This is a genomic window from Microbacterium sp. Root61 (assembly GCF_001427525.1).
GTDB lineage: Bacteria > Actinomycetota > Actinomycetes > Actinomycetales > Microbacteriaceae > Microbacterium.
On sequence record NZ_LMGU01000001.1, the window covers coordinates 1,571,544 to 1,593,225 of the forward strand.

A 21,682-nucleotide genomic window follows, 5' to 3' on the forward strand; every position below is an offset into this window, starting at 1 on the left:
GGACAGGAAGGTTCCACCATGACCGCCGAGATCATCGATCCCACACAGCACTTCCACGCGAGAACGACAGTGATGCCCCAGGACGCTCCGCGGCCGCCGAGTCTCTCGGGGCTGCGGATCGGCCTCCTGGGCAACACGAAGCGCAACGCCGACTTGATACTCGACGCAGTCGGCGCGCGGCTCGCCGAGCGGAACGATGTCGTCACGTTCGTCCCGCGAACCAAGATGCAATTCGCCATGCCGCTGCCGGTCGACCTGGTCGAGGACCTGGTCCGGGAATGCGATGTGGTCGTCATCGGCGTCGGCGACTGCGGTTCGTGCAGCGCGTCGGCCGTCGCGGACGGCATCACACTCGAGAACGTCGGCATCCCGACGGCGGTGATCTGCACCGACGCTTTCGTGCAGCCGTCCGCCGCGATGGCAGGACTCAAAGGCGCCCCCGACTATCCCTTCCTGCTCACGTCCCACCCGATCGCGAACCTCACGGCGGAGGACATCGCCGACCGCGGAGCGCAGCTCGCGGCGCAGGTCGAGGCACGTCTGATCGACGCGTCGGCCGTCGTGGTGGTGCCTGCGTGAGCGGCGTCACCCTCGACCCCGACATCGCCGTGGGCGTCGCCGAGGAGCTGTTCGCGCGCGGCTGGACCGACGGTCTCCCGACTCTGCCGGCGACCGAGGATTCCGTGCAGCGCTTCCTCGCGACGACCACGCGCCCCGCCGACGAGGTGGCCGCGCATCATCCCCAGCTCGAACGCCACGTGACCGTGCGAGATGTCGCTGTCAATGCCGTCATGGCAGGCTGCCTCCCGGAGTATTTCCCCGTCGTACTGGCGGTGTGGGACGCACTGTCCGCGGAGCGGGCTGCGCTCGGGGGAGGCTGGCAGAGCACGAGCGGCCCCGGCCCTCTCATCGTCGTCAACGGACCGATCCGCCACGAGCTCGACATCAATTCGGCCGGTGGATCTCTGGGCCCCGGCTTCCGCGCCAATGCCACGATCCCGCGCGCGATCGGTCTCACCGTACGCAACGGGTTCGGCATCCGTCCTCGTGAGCTCGAACAGGCCACCATCGGGACAGTGGGTCGCTGGCAGCTGTGCATCGGTGAGAACGAGGAGGCCAGCCCCTGGGAGCCCCTGTCTGTGGAGTCCGGCCTGGAACCCGGTGTCAGCGCCGTCTCGGCTACCCTTGTGCGCACCTTCGAGGTCGTCGACAACCGCAGCTTCACGACACACGAGGAGGTTCTGGCCGACTTCGTGAACACCATCCAGCGCTCCGGTGCTCTGATCGGGCGGCACAGCCCGACAGGCCTCATCCTCAATCCGGAGCATGCCCGGCTGTTCGCCGGGGCCGGAATGAGCAAGCAGGATGTGCGCGAGTGGATCGTCGCGCGTGCGGGACGCACGGAAGCGCAGCTCCAGGCCGTCGGCAAGGGGCTGAGCCACCTCCCCGACGGGCCGTTCGCGCCCGATCATCACCACCCGACGTTCGCGGACGCCAAGCCCGCGACGCTGCCGATCGTCGTCGCCGGCTCGCCCAACGCGGCGATGTCGATGGTGTTCCGTGTGCTCGGCCTCTGGTCGGGCCGCTCCTTCCCCGTTCGCTGACCTCCCCGTCACTGCAGAAAGGCAAGATCCCCATGACTGACGCCCCCGCTGAGAAGTGGCCCGTTCCCGTCACCGACCCATTGGCCAGCGCCGCCGAGCCCTGGCTCACCGGCAAGGTCGCCCTCGTCGTGGGCGGAGGTCTCAGCGGCCCGGAGGGCGGCGTCGGATTCGCCATCGCATGGCTGTGCGCGCAGAACGGCGCCTCCGTCGCGATCCTGGATCGTGACCCGGCAGCAGGTGGGCGCACGGTCGATGCGATCCGCGACGCCGGAGGCCAGGCGGAGTACTTCCCGGTCGATGTGACCGATGATGCATCCGTGGAGGAGGCCATCTCGGCCGCATCGGCTCGCTTCGGCACCTTCGATGTGGTCGCCGACACGATCGGGGGCAGCGGAGTGCAGCCGATGTTCGACGCGACGCTGGAGCAGTTCGAGCAGGCCATGAAGCTGAACTTCACAGCGGTCTGGTACGTCCTGCGTCACGCGCAGAACCACATGGAACGCGGCTCGTCGATCGTCACGATCTCGTCGTCGGCAGCGGAGGGCCGCGGGCCCGGGATGCCTTACTCCTTCGGGAAGTCCGCGCTGGAGAAGCTCACCATCGGTGCGGCCGGCAGCCTGGCACCCCGCGGAATCCGAGCCAACTGCGTTCGAGTGGGCATGATCTGGGGTGCGTTCGCCGCGCGGGGCATGAGCGAGGAGCAGCGCGCGATCCGCGCAGACAACGTGATCCTGCGCACTGAGGGCAACAACTGGGACATCGCGCGGGCCGCCTTCTTCTTCCTCACCGATCAGGCGCGCTGGATCACCGGACAGACACTCGCCGTCGACGGTGGCGGATTCCGTATGGCACCGACCGGAGCGGCGGGGTCGAACCTCAAGTAGGCCGCTCGGACGACGAAGCCCTCCGCGCGGTGCGTGCGGAGGGCTTCGTCGTGAACGGCGTGGGGTTCAGACCAGGCCCGCGTTGCGGCGGTTGAAATCGATCGTGCGGGGGTCGAGCGCGGCCGGCTTCTCGGCGAGCGCGCGAGACATGCGGTTCGCGGCTGCGCGCACGTGATCGATGAGGCGGTTCGGATCGTGCTGGTCGACGAGGTACACGACTCCGACCGCGGCCGTCACCACACCCTCGGCGTTCACGATGGGAGCCGCGATGGAGCCGGCACCCATCGTCACGAACTGGTGGCCCACAGCGAATCCCTGGCGGCGCACGATCGTGAGATTCTGCCGCAGGGTCTGCTCGTCGGCGATCGTCCGGGAGGTGTACACCTTCAGCGGGACGCGCAGGTACTCATCGACGACGTCGGACCCGGCATGCGAGAGGAGCACCAGTCCCGTCGCCGTCACGTGCAGTCGCAGGCGTCCGCCGATCTTGTTCTCGCCGGTGTAGTTCGGGTGGGTGCGGAGCGCTTCCAGGTAGACCACATCCGCGCCGTCGCGCGCGGCGAGATGAACGGTCAGTCCGGTGTGTCGATGCAGGTCGACGAGGTGGGGCAGCACCTTCTCGCGGAGCCTGAGGGCTTCCGTAGATGCAGAGGCGAGGTCGAGGATCTTGCGGCCGAGACGATAGCGACCATCGCAGTCGAGTTCGAGCCCGCCCCACTCGAGAACCTCCTTCGCGAGCCGGTGTGTGGTGGTCAGCGACAGGTCCGCGTAGCGGCTGATCTCCGACAGATTGAGCGAACCTCCGCCGCGTGAGAAGGCGCCGAGCAGCGCGAGAACCCGCGCGGCGGCCGTCCGCTTGCCTGTTGTGTCTTCCGAGATGTCGTCCATGACCCTCTTCCACGTTCCTGAGGTCGCCGTCGTCGGCGACTGCGGGCGAGCACAAGCGATCCGCACGTGCTCGCACGGTGTCATCCATGCCTCTGGTGCGTTGCCTGTCGTCCTTCAATATCTGCCGGGCGACATCGTTCTCGCGCTGTTGTTTTCGCCTGACGGAAGCCATTCACTCGCCGCAGGTATCAGGCCAGCCACATGAGGTGTCGGCTCGGGCGACACCGGACCTGTTCAGGCGTTCAGGCTCGCCAGAGCTCCACGGGACGGCTGAGCCTCGCGTCCGAGCCATCGCAACGCATTGCGCCAACTGATGTCCTGCCACTCCTGGTCAGGAAGGTCCATTGATCTGAGAGTCTTCGCGGCCGGCTCCTCCCGCAGCATCGCAGGGAAGTCCGAACCCACGAGCAGACGGTCGGCACCGAGCAGGTCGACCAAGTATCGGATGGTGCGGGCATCGAACACCATCGCGTCGTAGTAGAAGCGTCGCGCGATCTCCAGCGGCGACGGGCCGTCGTCGGGCGCGACAGCACGCTCGAGGTTCTTGGGCTCCTCGTTCCACGATCCGCCCCAGAAGTAGTTCGCGCGCGGGAGCATCATCGCGAGGCCTCCGGCCGCGTGACTGAACGATATCCGCAGGTCGGGGCAGGCGACCGCCGTGCCACCGAGAATCATGGATGCCGCAGCGAACATGCCCTCGATGCCGACGACGTACGTCCCCATCGCCGACAGCGGCAGGCGATCCATGGGCGTCGGCATGGCATGCACGAACACCGAGAGCCCCAGCGCCTCGGCTTCTCGGAAGAACGGGAGGAACTTCTCGTCGCCGATGGAACTGCCGAGGATGTTCGACGCGATCTCCACGCCGGCGAGACCCCGCTCCTTGATCGCGGCGAGTTCGCCGGTCGCGGCATCCGGATCCTGCATCGGAACCATCCCCAGACCGATGATCCGTTCCGGGGAATACGAGCTGAGCTCGGCCGCGAAGTCGTTGACATGGCGGGCCAGAGCGAGTCCGTCTGCGGCGGGCAGGTCGTAGCGCAGCAGGGGCGGCATCGGGCTGACCACCTCGGCGTCCACCCCCGAGGCATCCTGGGCCGCGATGCGGCGCTCCGCTTCGAAGAAGACATCCTTCGCGGCGAAACGCGTCTTGCCGAAGACCAGCAGCCTACTGGTGCTCTCCTCGATCGATTCCATGTGCGGGAAGCACTCCGGTGCATCGGCCGGGTAGTCCTTCGGGAGGAGGTGGGCGTGTGCGTCGATGATCACGTGGGACCCCTTGTCGATCAGGCGAAGCTCGGGTGGACCGAGACATGGATGGCGGACTTGTCTTCGGTGTCACCGGCGAGGGTGTCGATCGCCAGGCCCACCTCGTCCAGCCCGAAGGTGTGCGTGTGCAGCTTCTCGAACGGGAACCGTCCCGACTCCAGCAACTGGATCGCCCGGCGGTTGGCCGACGCATCGACCCCGAACGCGCCCTTGACGGTGAGTGCACGGTTGATGATGAGATCGGTGACCAACGGGATCTCGCGGTGTCCCTTGAGGCCCGCGAGCACGACCCTGCCACCGTGTCGCACGACCTTCATCGCATCCGTGACCGGCCCCGCCGCCATCGGCGTGAGATCCAACGACACATCCGCCATCCGTCCGTTCGTGATCTCCGTCACGGCTTCGACGATGTCCTGACCGCCCTCGCCGACGATGACGGTGTGATCGGCGCCGAGTTCCCGGGCGATCGCCAGCTTGTGCGCATCGCCGGCCAAGCCTGTGATGATGATGTTCGATGCCCCGACGGACTTCGCGGCGATGACCGCGGCGAGGCCGCGCTGCCCGGCGCCCAGCACGACGAGGGTGTCTCCAAGAGAGACTTCGCCGAGGTCGACTGCCCAGCGCACGCCGGCCCCCAGCGGGTTGTACATGGCAGCGACCGCGACCGGCAGCGTCTTGTCGATCTTGTGCAGCACCGAGTTGGGTGAGATGTACATGTGCTCGGCGAACCCGCCCCACAGGCTAGGTTCCACCTCGATGCCGGTCACGCCGTGGCCGTATTTGCGGAACGTGCACGCCTGGTAGCGCCCGGTGAGGCAGTCGTTGCACGCACGACAGGGAACGATGACCTCGAACGCCACACGATCGCCGACCTGAACTCCCCATCGCTCGGCCGCGCGGTCGCCGACGTCTTCGATGATTCCCATCGGCTCATGACCGGGGATGAACGGCGGACGATCCTTGTCACCGATGTGACCTCGGTAGATCTCGACATCGCTTCCGCAGATACCGTTCGCCTCGACGCGGAGCAGTCCATCATCGGGCCCGATCTTGGGACGGGCGAACTCCCGCATCTCGATCTGACGGGGACCTGTCTGTACGGCGGCGCGAACCATCTCTGGCATGGGAATCTCTTCTCTGTGCGGAGACGGACGTCTTCGTCGCTCTGCGGTTCCTCCGCGACTGACTCCACGGTGCCCGCTGCGCGCGGCCGCGGCCATTGACCTTTCGCCTTGCGGAAGGTTTTCGTCGTGGCCTGGGGTCTCAGCCGGTCTTCTGCACAGTGGAAAGAAGGATGTCGACGAAACCGGGAGCTCGATTGACTGACGTTGTCCGACGAACCACTGGAAGAGGTCTTCAGCGTGATCGACAAGTACCGCGAGGACGTGATGGCCGCGCTCGACGCCGTGCCATCCGGCTCCTCGATCGCCGTCGGCGGATTCGGCAGCTCCGGCCGTCCGGACGCTCTGCTCAATGCGCTCTGCGACCTTGGCAAACGCGATCTGCACGTGATCGTGAACAACGTCGGCAATGACTACACCGGAATCGGCCGATTGGTGGTCGAAGGTCGAGTGCGGCGCTTCACCGGATCGTTCCCGATCCTGCAGTCCTTCTACGACGACTACTTCGCCGGAAAGATCGAACTGGAGCTGATCCCGCAAGGCACGCTCGCCGAACGCATGCGTGCGGGCGGGGCGGGAATCGCGGCGTTCTTCACGCCGTCGGCTGTCAACACGATGCTCACGGACGGCGCGTTCCCGCTGTCGTACGATGCCGCCGGCAGTCCGGCCACGTACCTTCCGGCAAAGGAGATCCGCGAGTTCAACGGTCGCCCGCACGTGCTCGAGCACGGGATCACGGCAGACTACGCGCTCGTGAAGGCCCAGCAAGGTGACCGAAAGGGCAACCTGCGCTTCCACCTGTCGGCCCGCAACTTCAACCCTGCCGCCGCGATGAGCGGCCGCACCACGTTCGCCGAGGTGGAACAGCTGGTGGACGTCGACGCGATCGGCCCCGACGACATCCACCTCCCGGGAGTCTTCATCGCGCACGTCGTCAAGACGGCCGAGCCCGTGCCGGCCGGTCCCGAATACACCGATGCCCGAGGAGACGCAGCGTGAGCATGATCGAAGCGGCGGCACCCGCCCTCCTCGGCCGCACGCGAGACGAGATCGCACAGCGCCTTGCCGCGGACCTCTCCGACGGCTACACCGTCAACCTCGGAGTCGGGATTCCGCTGGCCGTGCCGAAGTTCATCCCCGACGACATCGAGGTAGTCCTGCACGCCGAGAACGGCGTGCTCGGCCTCGGCGGACACCCGGGGGAAGGAAACGAGGACCCCGACCTGACCGACGCGGGTAAGCAGCCCGCGTCCCTCATCAGCGGCGGGGCGATCACGGACTCGGCGCTCTCCTTCGCGATCATCCGCGGCGGACACCTCGACGTCACGATCCTCGGCGCGCTGCAGGTGTCTCAGTCCGGCGACCTGGCCAACTGGTACGTGCCGGGACGCAATCCCGCCGTCGGCGGAGCCATGGACCTTGTGGCCGGCACGCGCGAAGTGTGGGTGTGCATGGAGCACGTCGATCGCGACGGGCAGCCCAAGATCGTACCGTCGTGCACATTTCCGCTGACCGGGCACGGCGTCGTCACGCGCGTCTACACCGATCTGGCGATCTTCCACGTCGTGGACCGCACGCTCGTGCTGGTCGAGTGCGCGCCGGGCATCACCCGGCAGGATGTGCGCGCACGCACGACCGCGGCCTACACCGAGGAGCTCGACTCATGACCATCGACCGATTGTCGCTCGAGGAGATCGTCGCCATCGACGTGCACACGCACGTCCACCGCTCCGTGGCGGACGTCTCGGACGAACACGTTGGCAGCGAGGCGATGGGCGAGTACTTCGGCATCGGCACGATGCCCACCTACTCCGTGCCCGAGCTGGCCGCGTATTACCGCGAGCGCCGGATCATGGCCGTGGTGTTCACGGTGGATTCCGTGTCGCAGACCGGCAAGGATCCCGAACCTGCCAACGAAGAGATCGCACGACTGGCATCCCAGCACTCCGACGTGCTGATTCCGTTCGCGAGCATCGATCCGTCGCGTGGCAAGGCCGGCGTGGAGGAGGCGCGGCGCCTGATCACCGAGTGCGGCGTGCGCGGATTCAAGTTCCACCCCAGCACCCAGGGGTTCTTCCCCAACGACCGCATCGCCTACCCGCTCTACGAGGTCATCGAGGAGCACGGCCTGATCGCGCTGTTCCACAGCGGTCAGACCGGGGTTGGAGCCGGGCAGCCGGGTGGCGGCGGCATCCGCCTCAAGTACGCCAACCCGATGCACGTCGACGATGTCGCCGTGGACTTCCCCGGCATGGACATCATCCTCGCGCACCCGTCCTTCCCCTGGCAGGACGAGGCGCTCTCGGTCGCGACCCACAAGCCCCGGGTGTACATCGATCTCTCCGGGTGGTCGCCGAAGTACTTCCCGCCGCAGCTCGTGCAGTACGCGAACACGCTGCTCAAGCACAAGATGCTCTTCGGATCCGACTTCCCCGTGATCACACCCGAACGGTGGATGCGCGACTTCGATCAGCTGCCGATCAAGGACGAGGTGCGCCCGCTGATCCTCAAGGACAATGCCGCACGTCTGTTCGGGCTCACTTGAGCCGGACAGGATCGTGCGGTGCAGAACCCGCGTCGTCGGAAAGTGTTTCGCCGAGTGGAAGCAGACGCCCTCGCGCAGACATCGATGACGCTCAATAGAGGGGTGGCGCAAGCCGCTTCATCCCGAGATCAGAAAGAGCGAGACCGATGGCAACCCTTGAAGAACTCCAGACCATGCTCTCCGTCGACGGCTATTCCCTCGCGGTGGACACGACGGCGGGCAAGACCTCGGCCGTCATCACGGCCGGCGAGGGCGTCTGCGGCGATTGCCTCGTCCCGAAGGTCGTGCTGACCGGAATGCTCGCCCAGGCGCTCAACGTCCCGGCGGAGCAGATCACGCTCGAGTACCCCGAAGAGCACTGAGCAGGACCACGCGCCGCAGCTAGAGCTCGACGCCGATCAGCACCGGTTCGGGCTGCAGGATGAGCCCGAACTCGGACTGCACGCGCCCCTGGATGAAGCGGGCCAGCTCGGACAGCTCGGCCGCCGTGGCGTGACCGCGATTGGTCAGGGCCAGCGCGTGCTTGGACGACAGTGCGGCGCGGGAGCGGGGCAGCTTGAAGCCCTTGCCGAGTCCGGAGTTCTCGATCAGCCACGCGGCGCTGACCTTGACCGCGGTGGGCTGCAGGACAGGGCGCGGGACGACGCCGTCGTAGGACTCCAGCGGGATCACCGTCACCGGGTCGATCTGCGGCGTCATCGGCCAGCGCGGGCACGCGGCCGGCAGTGTGCGGGCGAAGGATTCGGAGACGATCGCGTTCTGGAAGAACGATCCCGCGCTGTAGGTGTCGGGATCGGCGTCATCGAGCACCATCCCCTTCCGTCGTCGGGTGGCCAGGACGTGCTCCCGGATCCAGGCGAGCGAGACGGATGCCTCGGGCTCCAGGCCCAGCGCTCCGCGCAGCTGGGCGCCGCGGACGGGCTGCTCCCCGTGGCCGACCTCGGCCAGCTCCAGCGTGACCGACAGGATGACTGCGGGACGCTGCGGCACCGAGCCGTAGTGGTGCTTGAGCACCGATGTCCGGAACCCCAGGCCCAGGTCGGCGGCGGGCACGATCGAGACCTCGCCGGTCTCCTCGTCCAGCAGCTCGACCTCGACGAGCGTCTCGGAGATCTCCTGACCGTATGCGCCGATGTTCTGCACCGGCGCAGCACCGATCGTGCCGGGAATGCCCGACATCGCCTCGATCCCGGCGAGTCCCTCGGCGACGGCGACCGCCACCACGTCGTCCCACGTGTGTCCGGCCTGCACGCGCCAGCGAACGAACCCCACCCGCGTGGTCGCCAGCCGCTCGATGCCCTGCGTGAGGATCCGCACGACGGTGCCGTCGAACGGTTCGTCGCCGACGAACAGGTTGGAGCCGCCACCGAGCACGAACCACGGATCGCCGTACGACCAGACCTCGCGCAGCACGGCGACGAGCTCGGTCGTCGTGGTCGCGTCGATCATGCGGGCGGGAACACCGCCGGTGCGCAGCGTGGTGAGCTGCGACAGAGCGATGGGGGTGATCTCAGGCATCGGCATCCGTCACTTACGCGAGCCGGATCCGCACCTGCGCTTTGGTGAGCACGGTCTTCTCTTCGAACGTCACGGTCAGATCGATACGGGCGGTGTCCTCTTCGACGGCCCCGACCTTCGCGAGGACGTGCACGTCGGCGCCGTTCTCGGCGTCGACGACGATCGGGCGGGTGAAGCGCACGCCGTATTCGAGGATGCGGCCGGAATCTCCCAGCCAGGGCACGATCGTCTGGACGGCGAGGCCCATCGTGAGCATGCCGTGCGCGAGCACGCCGGGCAGGCCCATCGCCTCGGCGACGTCGTCCCGGTAGTGGATCGGGTTGAAGTCGCCGGCCGCGCCGGCGTACCGGACGAGCGCCTCACGGGTCAGGTGTACATCGCGCTCGGCGACGACGTCTCCGACGGTCAGGGGTGCCGTGCTCATGCGTCTGCCTCTCCGACGACGAGGACGGATGTCGTGGTGACGACGTGCGCGCCATCGGCATCCGTCACTTCGGCCTCGCTGGTGACCATCGCGTTGCCGCCGAGAGCGCGGATGCTCGTGATGTGCAGCGTCGCGGTGAGCAGGTCGCCGGCGACGATCGGTCGCGAGTAGCGGAACTTCTGCTCACCATGCAGCACGCGCGAGAGGACGATCCCGGTGTCGGGCTCGGACAGCAGCTGCTGCAGCGTGAACTCCTGCACGACGATGGCGAACGTGGGCGGCGCGACGACGTCCGCGTACCCCAGAGCCCGTGCGGCCTCCGGGTCGAAGTACTGCGCGTCGTCCGCGAAGACGCCGCGCGCGAACTCGCGCACCTTCTCACGACCGACGAGATACGGCGACGTCGGCGGGAATTCGCGTCCGACGAGCTCGGGGTTCACTGGCACCCCTTCATCCTACCGAGCGGTGCCCGCCTCCCTTTCGGCAGAGCGGATGCCGCGCCTCAGCCTCGCCGGGACTTGAGGGCCTTGAACGCCATCTGCGTCGCGATGAACACCAGGAACGCGGCGAACAGCATGTTGGCCGCGAACGGATTCAACAGGGTCGCCAGCCAGGCGCCGAGGGCAGTCGTCGTACAGGCCGCTCCGCCGATCAATGCCGCCGCCAGCAGGTCGACGTTGCCGCGGCGGAGGTTGCCGATCGTGCCCGAGATCGCCGTGGGGATCATCATGAGCAGCGAGGTGCCCTTGGCGACGAGGTCGCTCGCCCCGAACAGCAGGATGAGCGTCGGCACGATGATGATGCCGCCGCCGACGCCGATCAGCCCTGCTGCGACACCGGTGAGAAGACCGACCAGTGCGAGGGCCAGACCGCTCCCCCACGTCAGTTCGAGCACGGCGTCGCGCGAGGGGATCACCAGGAAGAGCGAGACGATGACGACGCACAGGAACCCGATGAACACCCACCGGAGCACGAACTGCGACACGCGCGCCAGCAGCCATGTGCCGATCTGTGCACCGATCACCGCCGCCGCCGCCAGGATGATCGCCGGGATCCACGCGACCGAGCCGTGCACGGCGTAGGAGATCACGCCGACGGTCGCGGTCGGGACGATGGCCGCGAGGGACGTGCCGGCGGCCAGCCGCTGGTCGAATCCGAGGATAAGGACGAGAAGGGGGACGATGACCGTGCCGCCGCCGACTCCGAAGAGTCCCGACAGCAGCCCGGCGAGCAATCCGACGCCCAGGCAGGTGAGGATGAAGCGCGTGGTCCGAGGTGTCCGCGCGCGCGCCGCTGACGTCACGAGGTCAGTTGGACGCGGCGTCGTCGATCGCCCAGCCGCCGTCCGAGGGCACGAGGAAGTACGTGTAGTACTCCTCGTACGGCATCGGCGTCTCGACGGTGTTGCCGTCGTCGTCGAGGAGGCTCGTGTAGGTCTCGGTGGTTTCGACGGTGATCGTGCCGTCTGCGCTGGCCACGTCCGTGACCGCGATCTGGTAGTCATCCGTCGAATCGACGAAGTCCTGCGACGCGAGCGCGAACGTGTCGCAGTCCGGCACCTGGATCTGCACACGGAAGCTCTCCGTGGTGGCGGCCGTGAACTTGTCGCAGTCGCCCGTGTTCCACGCCTCGTCGTAGAGGTTCACCGCCGCGACGGCCGCCTTCTCATCGGCGTTGGCGCCGCCGCCGGAGACCGCGACGAGGAACAGCGGGATGAGGATCGCGGCGAGGATGCCGAGACCCACCACGACGACGCCGAGCACGACCCACAGGATCCACAGCTTCGACTTCTTCGGCTCAGTGGACTCGGAGAACACACCGCCGGAGGGCACGGTCCCGGCAGGGAAGCCCGGGTAGGTGCCGGTGAAGTGGGCGGGGATCGCGGTCGATTCGCTCGGCCCACCCGCCGGCGCGGCGTTCGGCGCGGCCGGTTCGGCGACGGGCGGGGCGGCCGGCACCACGGGCTCCGACGCCGCAACGGGTGCGGCATCCGGAGTGTGCACGTTGTCGGTCCACTGCGCGCCATCCCACCAGCGCAGCGCGCCGTGTCCGTCGTCGTACCAGCCCGGGGGTGTCGTGGTCATGACCGTCTCGCTTCGCCTCGTCGATGCCGCGCGTACGCGGCGAGATCAAGCCTATCCCTCGGTCGAGCGTCGTCCCGGGTCTTCGCTCACGGTTCGCCCCCGAGGATCAGTCGGCGGATGCCTTGGCCAGGGCAGCTTCCAGCGCCACCCAGGGCAGCATGGCGCACTTGACGCGCATGATGTAGCGCGAGACGCCTTGGAAGACCTCTGCGTCGCCGAGCAGCTCGGGCGCCTCGCCGGCACCTCGCGAACGCATCATGGTGCGGAAGGCATCGATGCTCTCGCGCACGGTTTCGTCGGTGGCGCCCTCGAGCAATTCCGACATCACCGACGCGGATGCGGTGGAGATGCTGCATCCGCGACCGCTCCAGCGCAGATCGACCGCTCCGTCCGCACCGATCTCGACGCCGACGGTGATCTCGTCGCCGCACGTGGGGCTCACCTCGGTGTGGGTGTGCGCGTAGGGCGCGATATCGCCTTGGCCGAGCTTGCGGCGCGAGTGGTCCAGGATCACCTCTTGGTAGAGGCCCTCCAGCTCGGAGCTCATCGGTCCGCCCCGAAGAACGAGCGCACCTCGGCGAGCGCGGCGCCGAACGCGGCGACGTCGTCGGGCGTGGAGTACAGGTAGGCACTCGCGCGCGTCGTCGCGGTCAGCCCCAGCCGGCGGTGCAGCGGCTGTGCGCAGTGATGGCCGACGCGCACCGAGATGCCGCGGGCGTCGAGGAACTGGCCGACGTCGTGCGCGTGCACCCCATCCACGTCGACGCTGACGATCGCGGCGCGCTCGGCGCCGGGCGGCGGGCCGACGAGGCGGACACCGGGGACGGCGGCGACGGCCTCGGTGAGGAGTCCGGCCAGCTCGGTCTCGTGGGCGTGCACGCGTGCCATGCCCCAGCCGGCGAGATAGTCGACGGCGGCGCCGAGCGCCACAGCCTGGGAGACCGGCTGCGTGCCGGCCTCGAAGCGCTGCGGTGCAGGCAGGAACTCGGCCGAGGTCATCGTCACGGTGGTGATCGTGCTTCCCCCGGTGCGTGCCGGCGGCAGCGCGTTGAGGAGCTCGGCGCGTCCATACAGACCGCCGATCCCGGTGGGGCCGAGCATCTTGTGCCCGGAGAACGCGGCGAAGTCGACGCCGAGCCCGGTGAAGTCGACGGGCAGGTGCGGCACGGACTGGCAGGCGTCGAGCACCGTCAGCGCGCCGATGGAGCGCGCGTGCTCCACCACATCGACGACCGGCGCGATCATCCCGGTCACATTCGAGATGTGGCCGAAGGCGATCAGCCGGGTGCGCGTGGTCGTCGCGGCCCGCAGGGCGTCGAGGTCCCACGTACCGTCGTCGCGGACCTCGACCCAGCGCAGCGTCGCCCCGGTGCGCGCGGCCGCGCGCTGCCAGGGGATCAAGTTGGCGTGGTGCTCCGCCTCGGTGACGAGGATCTCGTCGCCGGGACGCAGCGCGAGCGTGTCGTCTCCGAGCCCTGCCGAGGCATCCGAGATCCCCAGTGCCACCACGTTGATCGCATCCGTCGCGTTCTCGGTCCAGACGAGTTCGTCCGAGCCGGCGCCGACGAACCGGGCGACACTCTCGCGGGCCTGCTCGAAGGCCTCGGTCGCGATGCCCACCGCCTCGCTCGCTCCGCGGTGCACGGCGGAGTAGTCACGCTCGACGAAGGTGCGCTCCGCGTCGAGGACGGATGCCGGGCGCTGCGCCGTCGCCGCCGAATCGAGGTAGACGCGATCGGGGTGGTGCGTGAAGTACGCGAAGTCGAGCCGAGAGTCGACGAGGTCCTGATCTCTCGGGGCTGAGGTGTGCATCCGTGTCCGTTCTGAAGCGCGGGAAGGCCGCCCTTCTAGTCTGCCCTTGTTCCGGACAGGGTGGCGCTGCGTGCGCGGTGGATCAGCTCTTCGGCCGCCGTTTGCGGGGCTTGTCCTCACCGGACTTCGGGGCGTCCACCGTGGCATCCACACGCGGATGCCCGCCGTGGGACGACCACACGCCCTCGCGACCTTCGGCGCCGTGCTGAGCGGCCCGCACTGCGCGCTCGTCGGCCCAGCCGTTGAGGCGATGGCCGGAGTGTCCGCGGACGTGCTCGAGGATGACGTCCGGCTGACCCGCCGCTCGACGTGCGTCGCGGGCGGCGATCAGCTCCTTCAGGATGTCGATGTTCTTCGTCGGCGCCCCGGTCGACGTCTTCCACCCGCGTCGCGCGTGACCGTCCATCCACGACCGGTAGGTGTCGATGGCGTACATCGAGTCGGCCTGCACGGTGAGCTGCTTCACGTGCATGTGATCGCGGATGGCGTGCAGCAGTCCGAGCAGTTCACCGATGTTGTTGGTGCCCTGAGCGAGGGAGCCGGCGGCCCAGTGCCCATCCTCACCCACCCACGCCCAACCGGCAGGTCCGGGGTTGCGCTGGCAGGCGCCGTCGGTCGCAAGTGTGTAGGCATCCATGGACTCTCCATTCTCCACGACGATCGCGGCGACGCCGGCGGCGGTTGGCCGACACCGCGGTTTCTCACGGCCCGCAGCCTGGCGTGAGGTCATCCGGAGTTCGTAGGCTGGCGACACACGCACAGGAGGTTCCATCGTGGGCACACGCATCGTTGTCGGGGTCGTCGATTCACTTGCCGGCCGGAGGGCGGTGACCTGGGCCGCCGAACGGGCCGCCGCACGCGGCGCTTCGCTGCTGCTGATGGCCGTCGTGGGCGGTGCGGTCGGAGCCGTCGGCGAGGGGACCGTGGCCGATAGCGCCGTCACCGCAGCTGGAGAGCTCCTGGAGACCCACGCGTCCGCGCTGCGACAGTCGGGTCTCGACGTCGAGGTCGTCGTCCGTCGGGGCGATCCGGTCAGGCAATTGATCTCGGCCACCGCCGACCAGTCGCTGCTGGTGATCGGCAGCGACTACCGCGGTCGGGGCGACGGCCCGGCCCGCGGAGTGCACGGTGTCCGCATCGTCGCCGGAGCATCGTGCCCCGTCGTCGTGGTACCTGATGTCGACACCGCGGATCGACGCGGAGTCGTCGTGGGCGTGGACGGTTCACCGGTCTCCGAGGCGGCGATCGCCTTCGCGGCCGCAGAAGCCGACCGTCTGGGCGAGCCGCTGATCGCGGTCGCGGTGTGGACCCCGCTGGCAGCCCCGCGCAACCCCGGGGTCTTCCCGGAGGACTACCTGACGAACATGCAGGCCCTCACCGAGGAGAACCTGGCGCTGTCGCTCGCAGGCCTGCGTCAAGACTTCCCCGACCTCGAGATCCGGTCCCGCGCCGCGCGCGGCTATCCCTCGCAGGTCATCAACGAGCTCGCGGCATCCGCTCGCCTCTGCGTCGTCGGATCACACGGCCGCGGGCCGATCACGCGCTTCCTGCTCGGCTCGATCAGCCACGAGGTCGTCCTCGGCCTGGCCACGGTCACCGCGATCGTACGGTAGCCGCGGCGGCGGTGGTCTGTCATGCGCGGGTAACGCAAAAGCCGGGGCCCCGTGGGACCCCGGCTTTTGCGTTGCTCTCAGCGTGTGGCGTTGATCGTTGCCACGACGTCCTGGAGCTGGGTGATCTGCTCAGCGAGCTCGTCCTTGGTCGTGGTCGCGGTCGCGTCGGCACCGATCTGGACCAGGGCAGCGTCAACCTCGGGCGTGATCTCCTGAGCACCCAGCGTGCGCAGCTTGCCGGCCGTGTTGACGACCTCGTACTTGGCGCTCTGCGTGTCGGGGGTGATCGTGACGGCGAAGGCGAGGGCCTCGTCGAACGTGGTGACGCGCGACGACGATGTGATCTCGTCGCTCGCGGTGGTGGCGGAAGCCGACGGGGCGTTGCTCTCAGTAGCTGCCGGAGATGCCGAGCAGCCGGCCAGAAGACCCGCGGCGAGAATGAGGGGGACAAATCTTGTGAATCTCATATCTCTAGCCTAAACGGCCCCGAGGGGCTATGATTCCCTGCCCGACGCGCCATCGGGGTCGAATCTGTGCTAACTGGCCGTCGACCTCACACTCCCCTGTTCGAATCACCTCAGGGGGATGACGGCGGGGCACCAGCATCACTGACAGGATCGCAATCATCTGACTCAGAAGGAGATGATTGTGACGATTGAGGGATCCAAGGGACCAGGGCTGTCCGCGGAACAGCTGGCCGAGCAAATGCGTCATGTGTCGACACCCGATGTCCTCTCGACTCCATTCGGCGAGTTCGAGTTCTTCGACGGCGTCCCCAAGCCCGACTCCGTCCAGGCGATCTTCGACGGGCTCGACCTCGTGCGCGGCATCGACGCATTCCTGACGACCGTGCCCGGCGCATCGCTGGTCGCGATGCGCAAGGGCCTGCGCACGGCCGGCGTCGACTCCCCCGACAAGATCGCCTACACCGATCCGAGATGCAACTCCGGCGCGATCTGGCTCACCCCGAACACCGAGACCACCTACGGAATCGGGTTCCTCGACCTGAAGGCGTGGGGGCCGACGGTCATCGAGGTGCCGTCGCAGTCGCTGTGCGTCGTGGACGATTTCTGGTTCCGATATGTCACCGACATGGGCATCCCGGGCCCCGACCAGGGCGCCGGTGGCAAGTATCTCTTCCTCCCGCCGGGGTATGACGGCGAGCGGCCCGACGGCTATTACACCTATGAGAGCCCGACGTTCACGAACTTCGTCGTGATCCGTGCCCTGGGCGGAGTGCCGGCCATCAAGCAGTCGCGCATCTATCGTTTGAGCGACGCCGACGCGGCGCCCGAGAACACCTTCGTTAACATCGCCGATCAGGTGTTCAACACCGTCCATTCCAACGATTTCTCCTTCTTCGAGGAGATCGCCGAGCTCGTCGCCGAGGAGCCGGCCACTGCGCTCGATCCGGAGCGGGCGGGGACGTTGCGCGCACTCGGCATCGTGCACGGGAAGCCGTTCGCACCCGACGAACGACTGCGGGGCATCCTCGACAACGCTGCCCGCACCGGCGCCGCGATGTCGCGCGCCATCCTGTACACGCCGCGCGATCCCGAGACCTTCCGGTGGGACGGCTCGTCGTGGAAGAACCCGTTCGTCGGTGGCAGCTACGAGTTCTTGAGCAACGGCGCCCGCAATCTCGACGCGCGCACGCTCTTCCACTACGCGGCGACCGTGATCACTCCGGCGATGGCGCACGCGCAGGTGGGAGCCGGCTCGGCGTACCTCTACACTGCGGAGGATGCCGACGGCGCGCTGTTCGACGGGGGCGAGACCTACTCCCTGCGGATCCCCGCAGATCCGCCGGCGAAGAACTTCTGGTCGATCGACGCCTACGACACGCAGACCCGTTCGCTCCTGCAGTCGACGGCCTACCCGGCCCTGTCGAGCCTCGACGCCGACCTCAAGATCGAGGATGACGGCACCCACGTGATCTGGTTCGGTCCGACCGCACCGGAGGGCAAGGAGTCCAACTGGATCCCGACCCTCCCCGGCAAGTCCTGGTGGCCCGTGCTGCGCCTGTACGGCCCGCTGGAGCCGTGGTTCGACATGACCTGGCAGCTCCCCGAGATCGTGCACGAGAAGCCTTAGCACCTACGCCACGCGCCGAGACTGCAACGGGGCGTCGAGACTGCGGGTATTACCCGTGGTCTGGACGCCCCGTTGAGGTCTGGTGGTCGAGGGTCGGCCAAACCGCGTTGCCGAGCCTCCGCAGCACCGCGAGGAGGAATGCGTGTGTCTCCGCATCGGCAGCGGCCACCATGCCGTGTGCGCCGGTGTGCAGTTCCTCGCCGGCAAGGTTGGTGACGACAGCACCCGCGGCACGGCACAACGCGATGCCCGCAGCCCAGTGCACGCTGTGGCGAAGATCACCGCCCGTCACGTAGCCCGCGTGTTGACCGGTGGCGACCCACGCGAGCGCCAGGGTGGTCGACACGCAGCGGGGGCTGAACCGGGAGCGAAAAGACTCATCCGACAACAAGCGGGTTCCGGCCGAATTCGGGTAGCTGCACTCCAGATTCACCGTGACGAGACGTGACGACGACGTCGGCGTGAGCAGCCCGTCAGCACCGTCGACGCGTCGCCACACTGTGATCCCGTCCGTCGCGAACGCGTGCCCGGCAATCGGATCCACGACGGCCGCAGCCACTGTGTTGCCGTCCACTTCCAGTGCGACGTTCACAGCGAACAACGGCAGCCCTGCCGCGAAGTTCAGAGTGCCGCAGATGGGGTCCACCAGCCAGCGTCTGGCCGAGTCACCACTGGCGCCGAGTTCCTCACCGACGATCGCATCGCCGGGCCGAAGCTGCGAAAGCACGGCGCGGACTGCGCGCTCGGTGTCGACGTCGGCTTCCGTCGTGAAGTCCACTCCAACCTCAGCGACCCGGCGGGAGCCGGTGCGGTATCGCGATCGTGCGACTGCCGCGCCAGCCAGACCCGCGCGCATCGCGACCTCTGCATCGGACACCGAATCCATCACAACCACAGTAAATCAGTCGCGCTGCCGCCCACCCGCGCGTGCGGCTCAACCGACCGTTCTCCCGACCAACGAGAAAAGACGCCCCGAGGGGCGTCTTTCATCTGTAGCAGGAGCGGGGCTTGAACCCGCGACCTCACGATTATGAGTCGTGCGCTCTCACCAACTGAGCTACCCTGCCGCACGGCATCCGAACCGAAATACTGATGCTGCGAGCCCCGAGTCAGGATTGAACTGACGACCCCTTCCTTACCATGGAAGTGCTCTACCACTGAGCTATCGGGGCGTACCTGGATGCATCCAGGCAACTAGAAGAGAATACCAGAGCTTCGGCGTCTCACTGAATCGTGGGTCAACATGTCGTGTGTGCGCGCAGCCACGGCAGGGGGTCGATCGCCGTCGTTCCGCCGCTGAGGATCTCGAAGTGCGTGTGTGCACCGAACGAGCGGCCGGTGTTGCCGGTCTGCCCGAGGAACTGCCCGACCGACACCGTCTCGCCGACCTGCACCTGGCGTGAGCCGTACTGCATATGCGCGTAGCGGCTCGAGACGAGCTCGCCGTCGATGACGTGGTCGATGACCACCGTCACGCCGTAAGCACCGCCGCTGTCGGTGGAGATGCGCACGACGCCGTCGGCGATCGCTTGAATGTGCGCGCCTTCGCCGGGGGTGAAGTCGATGCCCTCGTGCAGAGTTCCGGAACGGTATCCGAATCCGTAGCTCATCGTCACACCGACCGCGAACGGCCATTGGATGGCGCAGTTCGGGTTGTTCGTGAAGACCGAGTTCGAATAGTTGCTGATGCCGGCGACTCCGGCGAGATCGACCAGAGTGTCGGTCTCGTAGTTCTCGGCACGCTGCAGGGCAGCGTTCTGGATCTGCGAGGGGGCGACGTAGGCCTGGATCTCCGGCTTCGCGTCCGGATCGACATCTCCCCCGGCGACCGCGACGAGCGACATCGTCACCGGAGCGTTGCCACCGGCCGCGGCGACAGCCTCGGCGGGCGTGGTCATCCCGACCGCGAGGAGTCCGACGATGCCCATGACGCCGACGGAGAACGACGCTGTCGCCATCCGCTTGAACGCGGAGCGACGCGTGGCCTTGCCGCGCGGAGCGACGTGCACCGTGTCCGTCTCGACGACTTCTGCGGACGCGCCATCCGCCTCCGGCACATCCGCATCGATCAGGGTGATGGGGGTTTCGCCGGTGAAGGCGAAGGCGCGCGCGGCGGCTTCGAACTCATCGACGGATGCCTCGGGCTCGGCGTGCGACGCATCGGCCACAGGAGTCTCGGGCTCGACCTCGACGACGTCCGGAACGAGCTCGGCTTCCACCGTCGGCTCGAGTTCGACTTCCGCCTCGGGCTCGACCTCGACGAGCACCTCGGACGCGACCGCGACGAGCGACTCAGCGTCCGTTTCAGCCTCGGCCTCTGCCTCGGGTGCCAGCAGTTCGAAGGGCTCGACCGGCGTCAGCACGGTTTCGAGCGGCGCCACCGGGACAGGCGCGGTGCGCACCCGACGGCCCGACGCAGGAGCGGCCAGAGCAGGTGTGGAGTCGACCGGCACGGCAGCCGGCTCGACCGGAGCCTCGGTCGCGAGGACGGCGACGTCGAGCTCCTCGACGACGGGCTCCTCGGGAGCCGCGATCGGGCTCGATGCGCGACGCGCACGACGTGACGGAACGGGTGCGGGAGCCTCAGCGACGGCCGATACCTGGGCCGGTGCGGCGGGCAACTCGAGCGGTGTCGACACCGTGGCTGCCGCATCCGTCACTGCGGCCTCGGCGGCAGAACGGCCCCAGACGACTGCCGGACGGGCAGGCACGGCATCGGCTGAGCGACGGCGCACCTCCGAGCGGGAGGTACTCGACGACTCGTCCGACGCCTGGGGCGCGGAGAGGGGACGACTGGAACGGCGCGTGGGCGCTGGATCAGCCATCGAGGCATCGAAAGACAAACGCAGGGGAGCTCTCAGGTCGTGTCGCTCGGGGGGCAACGGGTCGGACTCGGGTTCGGGATCACCCCTGCCATGACGGCAATGAAGGTAACGATCGGGTAAACACTACCTCGGTCATCCTGGGAATGCCATGAAGAATGTGCCCGCGTTTCTCTATTTGTTCGGACGCCACCCATTCACACGCCGGTTGCGGCGGCAGTGAGTGCGTCGAACAGTGCGGGACCGCACGCGATCGTCATCTCGCGGCCGGGGCGTCCCCCGGGGGCACCGCCCACGACTCCCCCGGCTTCGGTCACCAGCAGCGCACCGGCGGCGTGGTCCCAGGGCTGCAGTCCGCGTTCGAAGTAGCCGTCCAGTCGTCCGGCCGCGACGTACGCAAGATCGAGGGATGCCGCGCCGATGCGTCGCAGGTCGCGTGCGAGCGGCATCACCCGCGCGACCCGCGCGAGGTCTCCCGCGTGCGTCGCCGGGTCGTAGCCGAAGCCCGTCGCGAGCAGCGCTCCGGCCACCGACGGCTCGGCGTTCACGGCCAGACGTTGTCCGCCGAGCCAGGCTCCGGCATCCCGTGCCGCCTGGAACAGCTCGCCCACCGCGGGGTTGAACACGGCGGCGGCCTGCGCCGTCCACTGCTGCGGATCTGGTTCACCGGTGACCGCCGCGATGCTCACCGCGTAGGCAGGGATGCCGTACGCGTAGTTGACGGTGCCGTCGATGGGATCGACCACCCAGGTGATCTCACTCGTACCGCGCTCGGCACCGGACTCCTCGCCGAGGAAGCCGTCAGCCGGTCGTTCGGCGACGAGCCGGGCGCGGATGAAGTCCTCCACCTCGCGGTCCGCCTCTGTGACGATGTCGGCGAGCGCGGACTTGGTCGCGGCGATGGCGACGCCCTCAGTGCGGCGTCGGCGCGCGAGCTCTCCCGCCTCACGGGCGATCTCGATGGCGAGGTCGAGCAGATCAGTGGGAGAGGTCATGCCTCCACG

The 21,682-nt window shown here is 67.9% G+C and carries 25 protein-coding genes and 2 tRNA genes; 10 read left to right on the forward strand and 17 right to left on the reverse strand.

The annotated features are described in order from the left end of the window. Positions 1-18 precede the first annotated feature (18 nt). From ASD65_RS07630 to ASD65_RS07640, 3 genes are read left to right on the forward strand one after another with little or no spacing between them, the layout of a single operon-like run. Positions 19-579: a UGSC family (seleno)protein gene (locus ASD65_RS07630; RefSeq protein WP_056220688.1), complete on the forward strand. Its 561-nt coding sequence runs from the start codon at positions 19-21 to the stop codon at positions 577-579. Then, positions 576-1,604, forward strand: coding sequence for a hypothetical protein (locus tag ASD65_RS07635; RefSeq protein WP_056220691.1), 1,029 nt, complete (start codon positions 576-578; stop codon positions 1,602-1,604). Before ASD65_RS07630 ends, ASD65_RS07635 begins: the two co-directional genes overlap by 4 nt. Positions 1,605-1,636: 32 nt before the next feature. Continuing rightward, positions 1,637-2,488 carry an SDR family NAD(P)-dependent oxidoreductase gene (locus tag ASD65_RS07640; protein ID WP_056220695.1) on the forward strand — a complete coding sequence of 284 codons (852 nt, stop codon included), beginning with the start codon at positions 1,637-1,639 and terminating at the stop codon, positions 2,486-2,488. A 66-nt stretch (positions 2,489-2,554) separates the two neighbouring features. Here the strand turns inward: ASD65_RS07640 and ASD65_RS07645 are convergent, their stop codons facing one another. Beyond that, positions 2,555-3,376 carry an IclR family transcriptional regulator gene (locus ASD65_RS07645; protein ID WP_056220698.1) on the reverse strand — a complete coding sequence of 274 codons (822 nt, stop codon included), beginning with the start codon at positions 3,374-3,376 and terminating at the stop codon, positions 2,555-2,557. Here ASD65_RS07645 and ASD65_RS19140 point away from each other — a divergent pair. Beyond that, positions 3,375-3,581 (forward strand): hypothetical protein, encoded by a 207-nt coding sequence (locus ASD65_RS19140; RefSeq protein WP_162248471.1) that lies wholly within the window; start codon positions 3,375-3,377, stop codon positions 3,579-3,581. The two genes, ASD65_RS07645 and ASD65_RS19140, sit on opposite strands and share 2 nt — an antisense overlap. 29 nt (positions 3,582-3,610) lie before the next feature. Here ASD65_RS19140 and ASD65_RS07650 read toward each other — a convergent pair whose 3' ends face one another. Next, positions 3,611-4,645 (reverse strand): amidohydrolase family protein, encoded by a 1,035-nt coding sequence (locus tag ASD65_RS07650; RefSeq protein ID WP_056220702.1) that lies wholly within the window; start codon positions 4,643-4,645, stop codon positions 3,611-3,613. A 17-nt stretch (positions 4,646-4,662) separates the two neighbouring features. Next, positions 4,663-5,769, reverse strand: a complete 1,107-nt coding sequence (locus ASD65_RS07655) for a zinc-dependent alcohol dehydrogenase (protein ID WP_056220705.1) — start codon at positions 5,767-5,769, stop codon at positions 4,663-4,665. 204 nt (positions 5,770-5,973) lie between these two features. On the opposite strand from ASD65_RS07655, the gene ASD65_RS07660 reads away from it, so the two are divergent. The 4 genes from ASD65_RS07660 to ASD65_RS07675 all read left to right on the forward strand — a co-directional run bounded on the left by ASD65_RS07660 (position 5,974) and on the right by ASD65_RS07675 (position 8,673). Further along, positions 5,974-6,765 (forward strand): CoA transferase subunit A, encoded by a 792-nt coding sequence (locus ASD65_RS07660; protein WP_235566627.1) that lies wholly within the window; start codon positions 5,974-5,976, stop codon positions 6,763-6,765. Between the two features lie 2 nt (positions 6,766-6,767). Further along, positions 6,768-7,433, forward strand: a complete 666-nt coding sequence (locus tag ASD65_RS07665; RefSeq protein ID WP_056220707.1) for a 3-oxoacid CoA-transferase subunit B — start codon at positions 6,768-6,770, stop codon at positions 7,431-7,433. Further along, positions 7,430-8,311: an amidohydrolase family protein gene (locus tag ASD65_RS07670; RefSeq protein WP_156378807.1), complete on the forward strand. Its 882-nt coding sequence runs from the start codon at positions 7,430-7,432 to the stop codon at positions 8,309-8,311. The genes ASD65_RS07665 and ASD65_RS07670 overlap by 4 nt, the downstream gene beginning before the upstream one ends. 146 nt (positions 8,312-8,457) lie before the next feature. Further along, a complete protein-coding gene (locus ASD65_RS07675; protein WP_056220709.1) occupies positions 8,458-8,673 on the forward strand; it encodes a hypothetical protein in 216 nt (71 codons plus the stop codon). 19 nt (positions 8,674-8,692) lie between these two features. On the opposite strand, the gene ASD65_RS07680 is transcribed toward ASD65_RS07675, so the two are convergent. The 8 genes from ASD65_RS07680 to ASD65_RS07715 all read right to left on the reverse strand — a co-directional run bounded on the left by ASD65_RS07680 (position 8,693) and on the right by ASD65_RS07715 (position 14,786). Next, the gene (locus ASD65_RS07680) at positions 8,693-9,829 is read right to left on the reverse strand and encodes a UDP-N-acetylmuramate dehydrogenase (RefSeq protein WP_056224605.1); all 1,137 of its coding nucleotides are present in this window, start codon (positions 9,827-9,829) and stop codon (positions 8,693-8,695) included. A 13-nt stretch (positions 9,830-9,842) separates the two neighbouring features. Continuing rightward, positions 9,843-10,253 carry a MaoC/PaaZ C-terminal domain-containing protein gene (locus ASD65_RS07685; protein ID WP_056220712.1) on the reverse strand — a complete coding sequence of 137 codons (411 nt, stop codon included), beginning with the start codon at positions 10,251-10,253 and terminating at the stop codon, positions 9,843-9,845. Beyond that, the gene (locus ASD65_RS07690; RefSeq protein ID WP_056220714.1) at positions 10,250-10,699 is read right to left on the reverse strand and encodes an FAS1-like dehydratase domain-containing protein; all 450 of its coding nucleotides are present in this window, start codon (positions 10,697-10,699) and stop codon (positions 10,250-10,252) included. Before ASD65_RS07690 ends, ASD65_RS07685 begins: the two co-directional genes overlap by 4 nt. Positions 10,700-10,755: 56 nt before the next feature. Further along, entirely contained in the window at positions 10,756-11,556 is an 801-nt protein-coding gene (locus tag ASD65_RS07695) for a sulfite exporter TauE/SafE family protein (protein WP_056220717.1), read from the reverse strand. Between the two features lie 4 nt (positions 11,557-11,560). Further along, on the reverse strand, positions 11,561-12,337 hold the full coding sequence (locus tag ASD65_RS07700; protein ID WP_056220720.1) for a DUF2510 domain-containing protein: 777 nt from the start codon (positions 12,335-12,337) through the stop codon (positions 11,561-11,563). Positions 12,338-12,443: 106 nt separating this feature from the next. Then, the gene (gene sufU / locus ASD65_RS07705) at positions 12,444-12,884 is read right to left on the reverse strand and encodes a Fe-S cluster assembly sulfur transfer protein SufU (RefSeq protein ID WP_056220724.1); all 441 of its coding nucleotides are present in this window, start codon (positions 12,882-12,884) and stop codon (positions 12,444-12,446) included. Then, complete coding sequence (locus ASD65_RS07710; RefSeq protein ID WP_056220728.1) at positions 12,881-14,149, reverse strand: aminotransferase class V-fold PLP-dependent enzyme; 1,269 nt, start codon at positions 14,147-14,149, stop codon at positions 12,881-12,883. Before ASD65_RS07710 ends, sufU begins: the two co-directional genes overlap by 4 nt. An 82-nt stretch (positions 14,150-14,231) precedes the next feature. Next, positions 14,232-14,786, reverse strand: coding sequence for a ribonuclease H family protein (locus tag ASD65_RS07715; protein ID WP_056220731.1), 555 nt, complete (start codon positions 14,784-14,786; stop codon positions 14,232-14,234). 136 nt (positions 14,787-14,922) lie between these two features. Here ASD65_RS07715 and ASD65_RS07720 point away from each other — a divergent pair, with 136 nt between their 5' ends. Beyond that, positions 14,923-15,762: a universal stress protein gene (locus ASD65_RS07720; protein WP_056220734.1), complete on the forward strand. Its 840-nt coding sequence runs from the start codon at positions 14,923-14,925 to the stop codon at positions 15,760-15,762. Positions 15,763-15,839: 77 nt separating this feature from the next. On the opposite strand, the gene ASD65_RS07725 is transcribed toward ASD65_RS07720, so the two are convergent. After that, complete coding sequence (locus tag ASD65_RS07725; RefSeq protein ID WP_056220736.1) at positions 15,840-16,229, reverse strand: hypothetical protein; 390 nt, start codon at positions 16,227-16,229, stop codon at positions 15,840-15,842. 181 nt (positions 16,230-16,410) lie between these two features. Between ASD65_RS07725 and ASD65_RS07730 the strand changes: the two genes are divergently transcribed. Then, a complete protein-coding gene (locus tag ASD65_RS07730; protein WP_200948635.1) occupies positions 16,411-17,856 on the forward strand; it encodes a DUF1254 domain-containing protein in 1,446 nt (481 codons plus the stop codon). 49 nt (positions 17,857-17,905) lie between these two features. On the opposite strand, the gene ASD65_RS07735 is transcribed toward ASD65_RS07730, so the two are convergent. The 5 genes from ASD65_RS07735 to ASD65_RS07755 all read right to left on the reverse strand — a co-directional run bounded on the left by ASD65_RS07735 (position 17,906) and on the right by ASD65_RS07755 (position 21,673). Further along, positions 17,906-18,742 carry an inositol monophosphatase family protein gene (locus ASD65_RS07735; protein ID WP_056220742.1) on the reverse strand — a complete coding sequence of 279 codons (837 nt, stop codon included), beginning with the start codon at positions 18,740-18,742 and terminating at the stop codon, positions 17,906-17,908. A gap of 107 nt (positions 18,743-18,849) precedes the next feature. After that, a tRNA-Met gene (locus ASD65_RS07740) sits at positions 18,850-18,923 on the reverse strand. 33 nt (positions 18,924-18,956) lie between these two features. Continuing rightward, positions 18,957-19,028: transfer RNA gene (locus tag ASD65_RS07745), tRNA-Thr, on the reverse strand. Positions 19,029-19,094: 66 nt separating this feature from the next. Next, on the reverse strand, positions 19,095-20,681 hold the full coding sequence (locus ASD65_RS07750; RefSeq protein ID WP_082561622.1) for a M23 family metallopeptidase: 1,587 nt from the start codon (positions 20,679-20,681) through the stop codon (positions 19,095-19,097). A gap of 194 nt (positions 20,682-20,875) precedes the next feature. Beyond that, positions 20,876-21,673, reverse strand: coding sequence for an inositol monophosphatase family protein (locus ASD65_RS07755; RefSeq protein ID WP_056220749.1), 798 nt, complete (start codon positions 21,671-21,673; stop codon positions 20,876-20,878). Between the last annotated feature and the right edge of the window lie 9 nt (positions 21,674-21,682).

Excerpts from the sequence above, each read along its gene's own strand:
- sufU (WP_056220724.1), bottom strand. The coding sequence starts at position 12,884 with ATGAGCTCCGAGCTGGAGGGCCTCTACCAAGAGGTGATCCTGGACCAC.
- ASD65_RS07645 (WP_056220698.1), bottom strand. The coding sequence starts at position 3,376 with ATGGACGACATCTCGGAAGACACAACAGGCAAGCGGACGGCCGCCGCG.
- ASD65_RS07750 (WP_082561622.1), bottom strand. The coding sequence starts at position 20,681 with ATGGCTGATCCAGCGCCCACGCGCCGTTCCAGTCGTCCCCTCTCCGCG.
- ASD65_RS07670 (WP_156378807.1), top strand. The coding sequence starts at position 7,430 with ATGACCATCGACCGATTGTCGCTCGAGGAGATCGTCGCCATCGACGTG.
- ASD65_RS07685 (WP_056220712.1), bottom strand. The coding sequence starts at position 10,253 with ATGAGCACGGCACCCCTGACCGTCGGAGACGTCGTCGCCGAGCGCGAT.
- ASD65_RS07630 (WP_056220688.1), top strand. The coding sequence starts at position 19 with ATGACCGCCGAGATCATCGATCCCACACAGCACTTCCACGCGAGAACG.
- ASD65_RS07710 (WP_056220728.1), bottom strand. The coding sequence starts at position 14,149 with ATGCACACCTCAGCCCCGAGAGATCAGGACCTCGTCGACTCTCGGCTC.
- ASD65_RS07665 (WP_056220707.1), top strand. The coding sequence starts at position 6,768 with ATGATCGAAGCGGCGGCACCCGCCCTCCTCGGCCGCACGCGAGACGAG.
- ASD65_RS07700 (WP_056220720.1), bottom strand. The coding sequence starts at position 12,337 with ATGACCACGACACCCCCGGGCTGGTACGACGACGGACACGGCGCGCTG.
- ASD65_RS07655 (WP_056220705.1), bottom strand. The coding sequence starts at position 5,769 with ATGCCAGAGATGGTTCGCGCCGCCGTACAGACAGGTCCCCGTCAGATC.
- ASD65_RS07755 (WP_056220749.1), bottom strand. The coding sequence starts at position 21,673 with ATGACCTCTCCCACTGATCTGCTCGACCTCGCCATCGAGATCGCCCGT.
- ASD65_RS07680 (WP_056224605.1), bottom strand. The coding sequence starts at position 9,829 with ATGCCTGAGATCACCCCCATCGCTCTGTCGCAGCTCACCACGCTGCGC.
- ASD65_RS19140 (WP_162248471.1), top strand. The coding sequence starts at position 3,375 with ATGACCCTCTTCCACGTTCCTGAGGTCGCCGTCGTCGGCGACTGCGGG.
- ASD65_RS07735 (WP_056220742.1), bottom strand. The coding sequence starts at position 18,742 with ATGGATTCGGTGTCCGATGCAGAGGTCGCGATGCGCGCGGGTCTGGCT.
- ASD65_RS07715 (WP_056220731.1), bottom strand. The coding sequence starts at position 14,786 with ATGGATGCCTACACACTTGCGACCGACGGCGCCTGCCAGCGCAACCCC.
- ASD65_RS07675 (WP_056220709.1), top strand. The coding sequence starts at position 8,458 with ATGGCAACCCTTGAAGAACTCCAGACCATGCTCTCCGTCGACGGCTAT.
- ASD65_RS07725 (WP_056220736.1), bottom strand. The coding sequence starts at position 16,229 with ATGAGATTCACAAGATTTGTCCCCCTCATTCTCGCCGCGGGTCTTCTG.
- ASD65_RS07640 (WP_056220695.1), top strand. The coding sequence starts at position 1,637 with ATGACTGACGCCCCCGCTGAGAAGTGGCCCGTTCCCGTCACCGACCCA.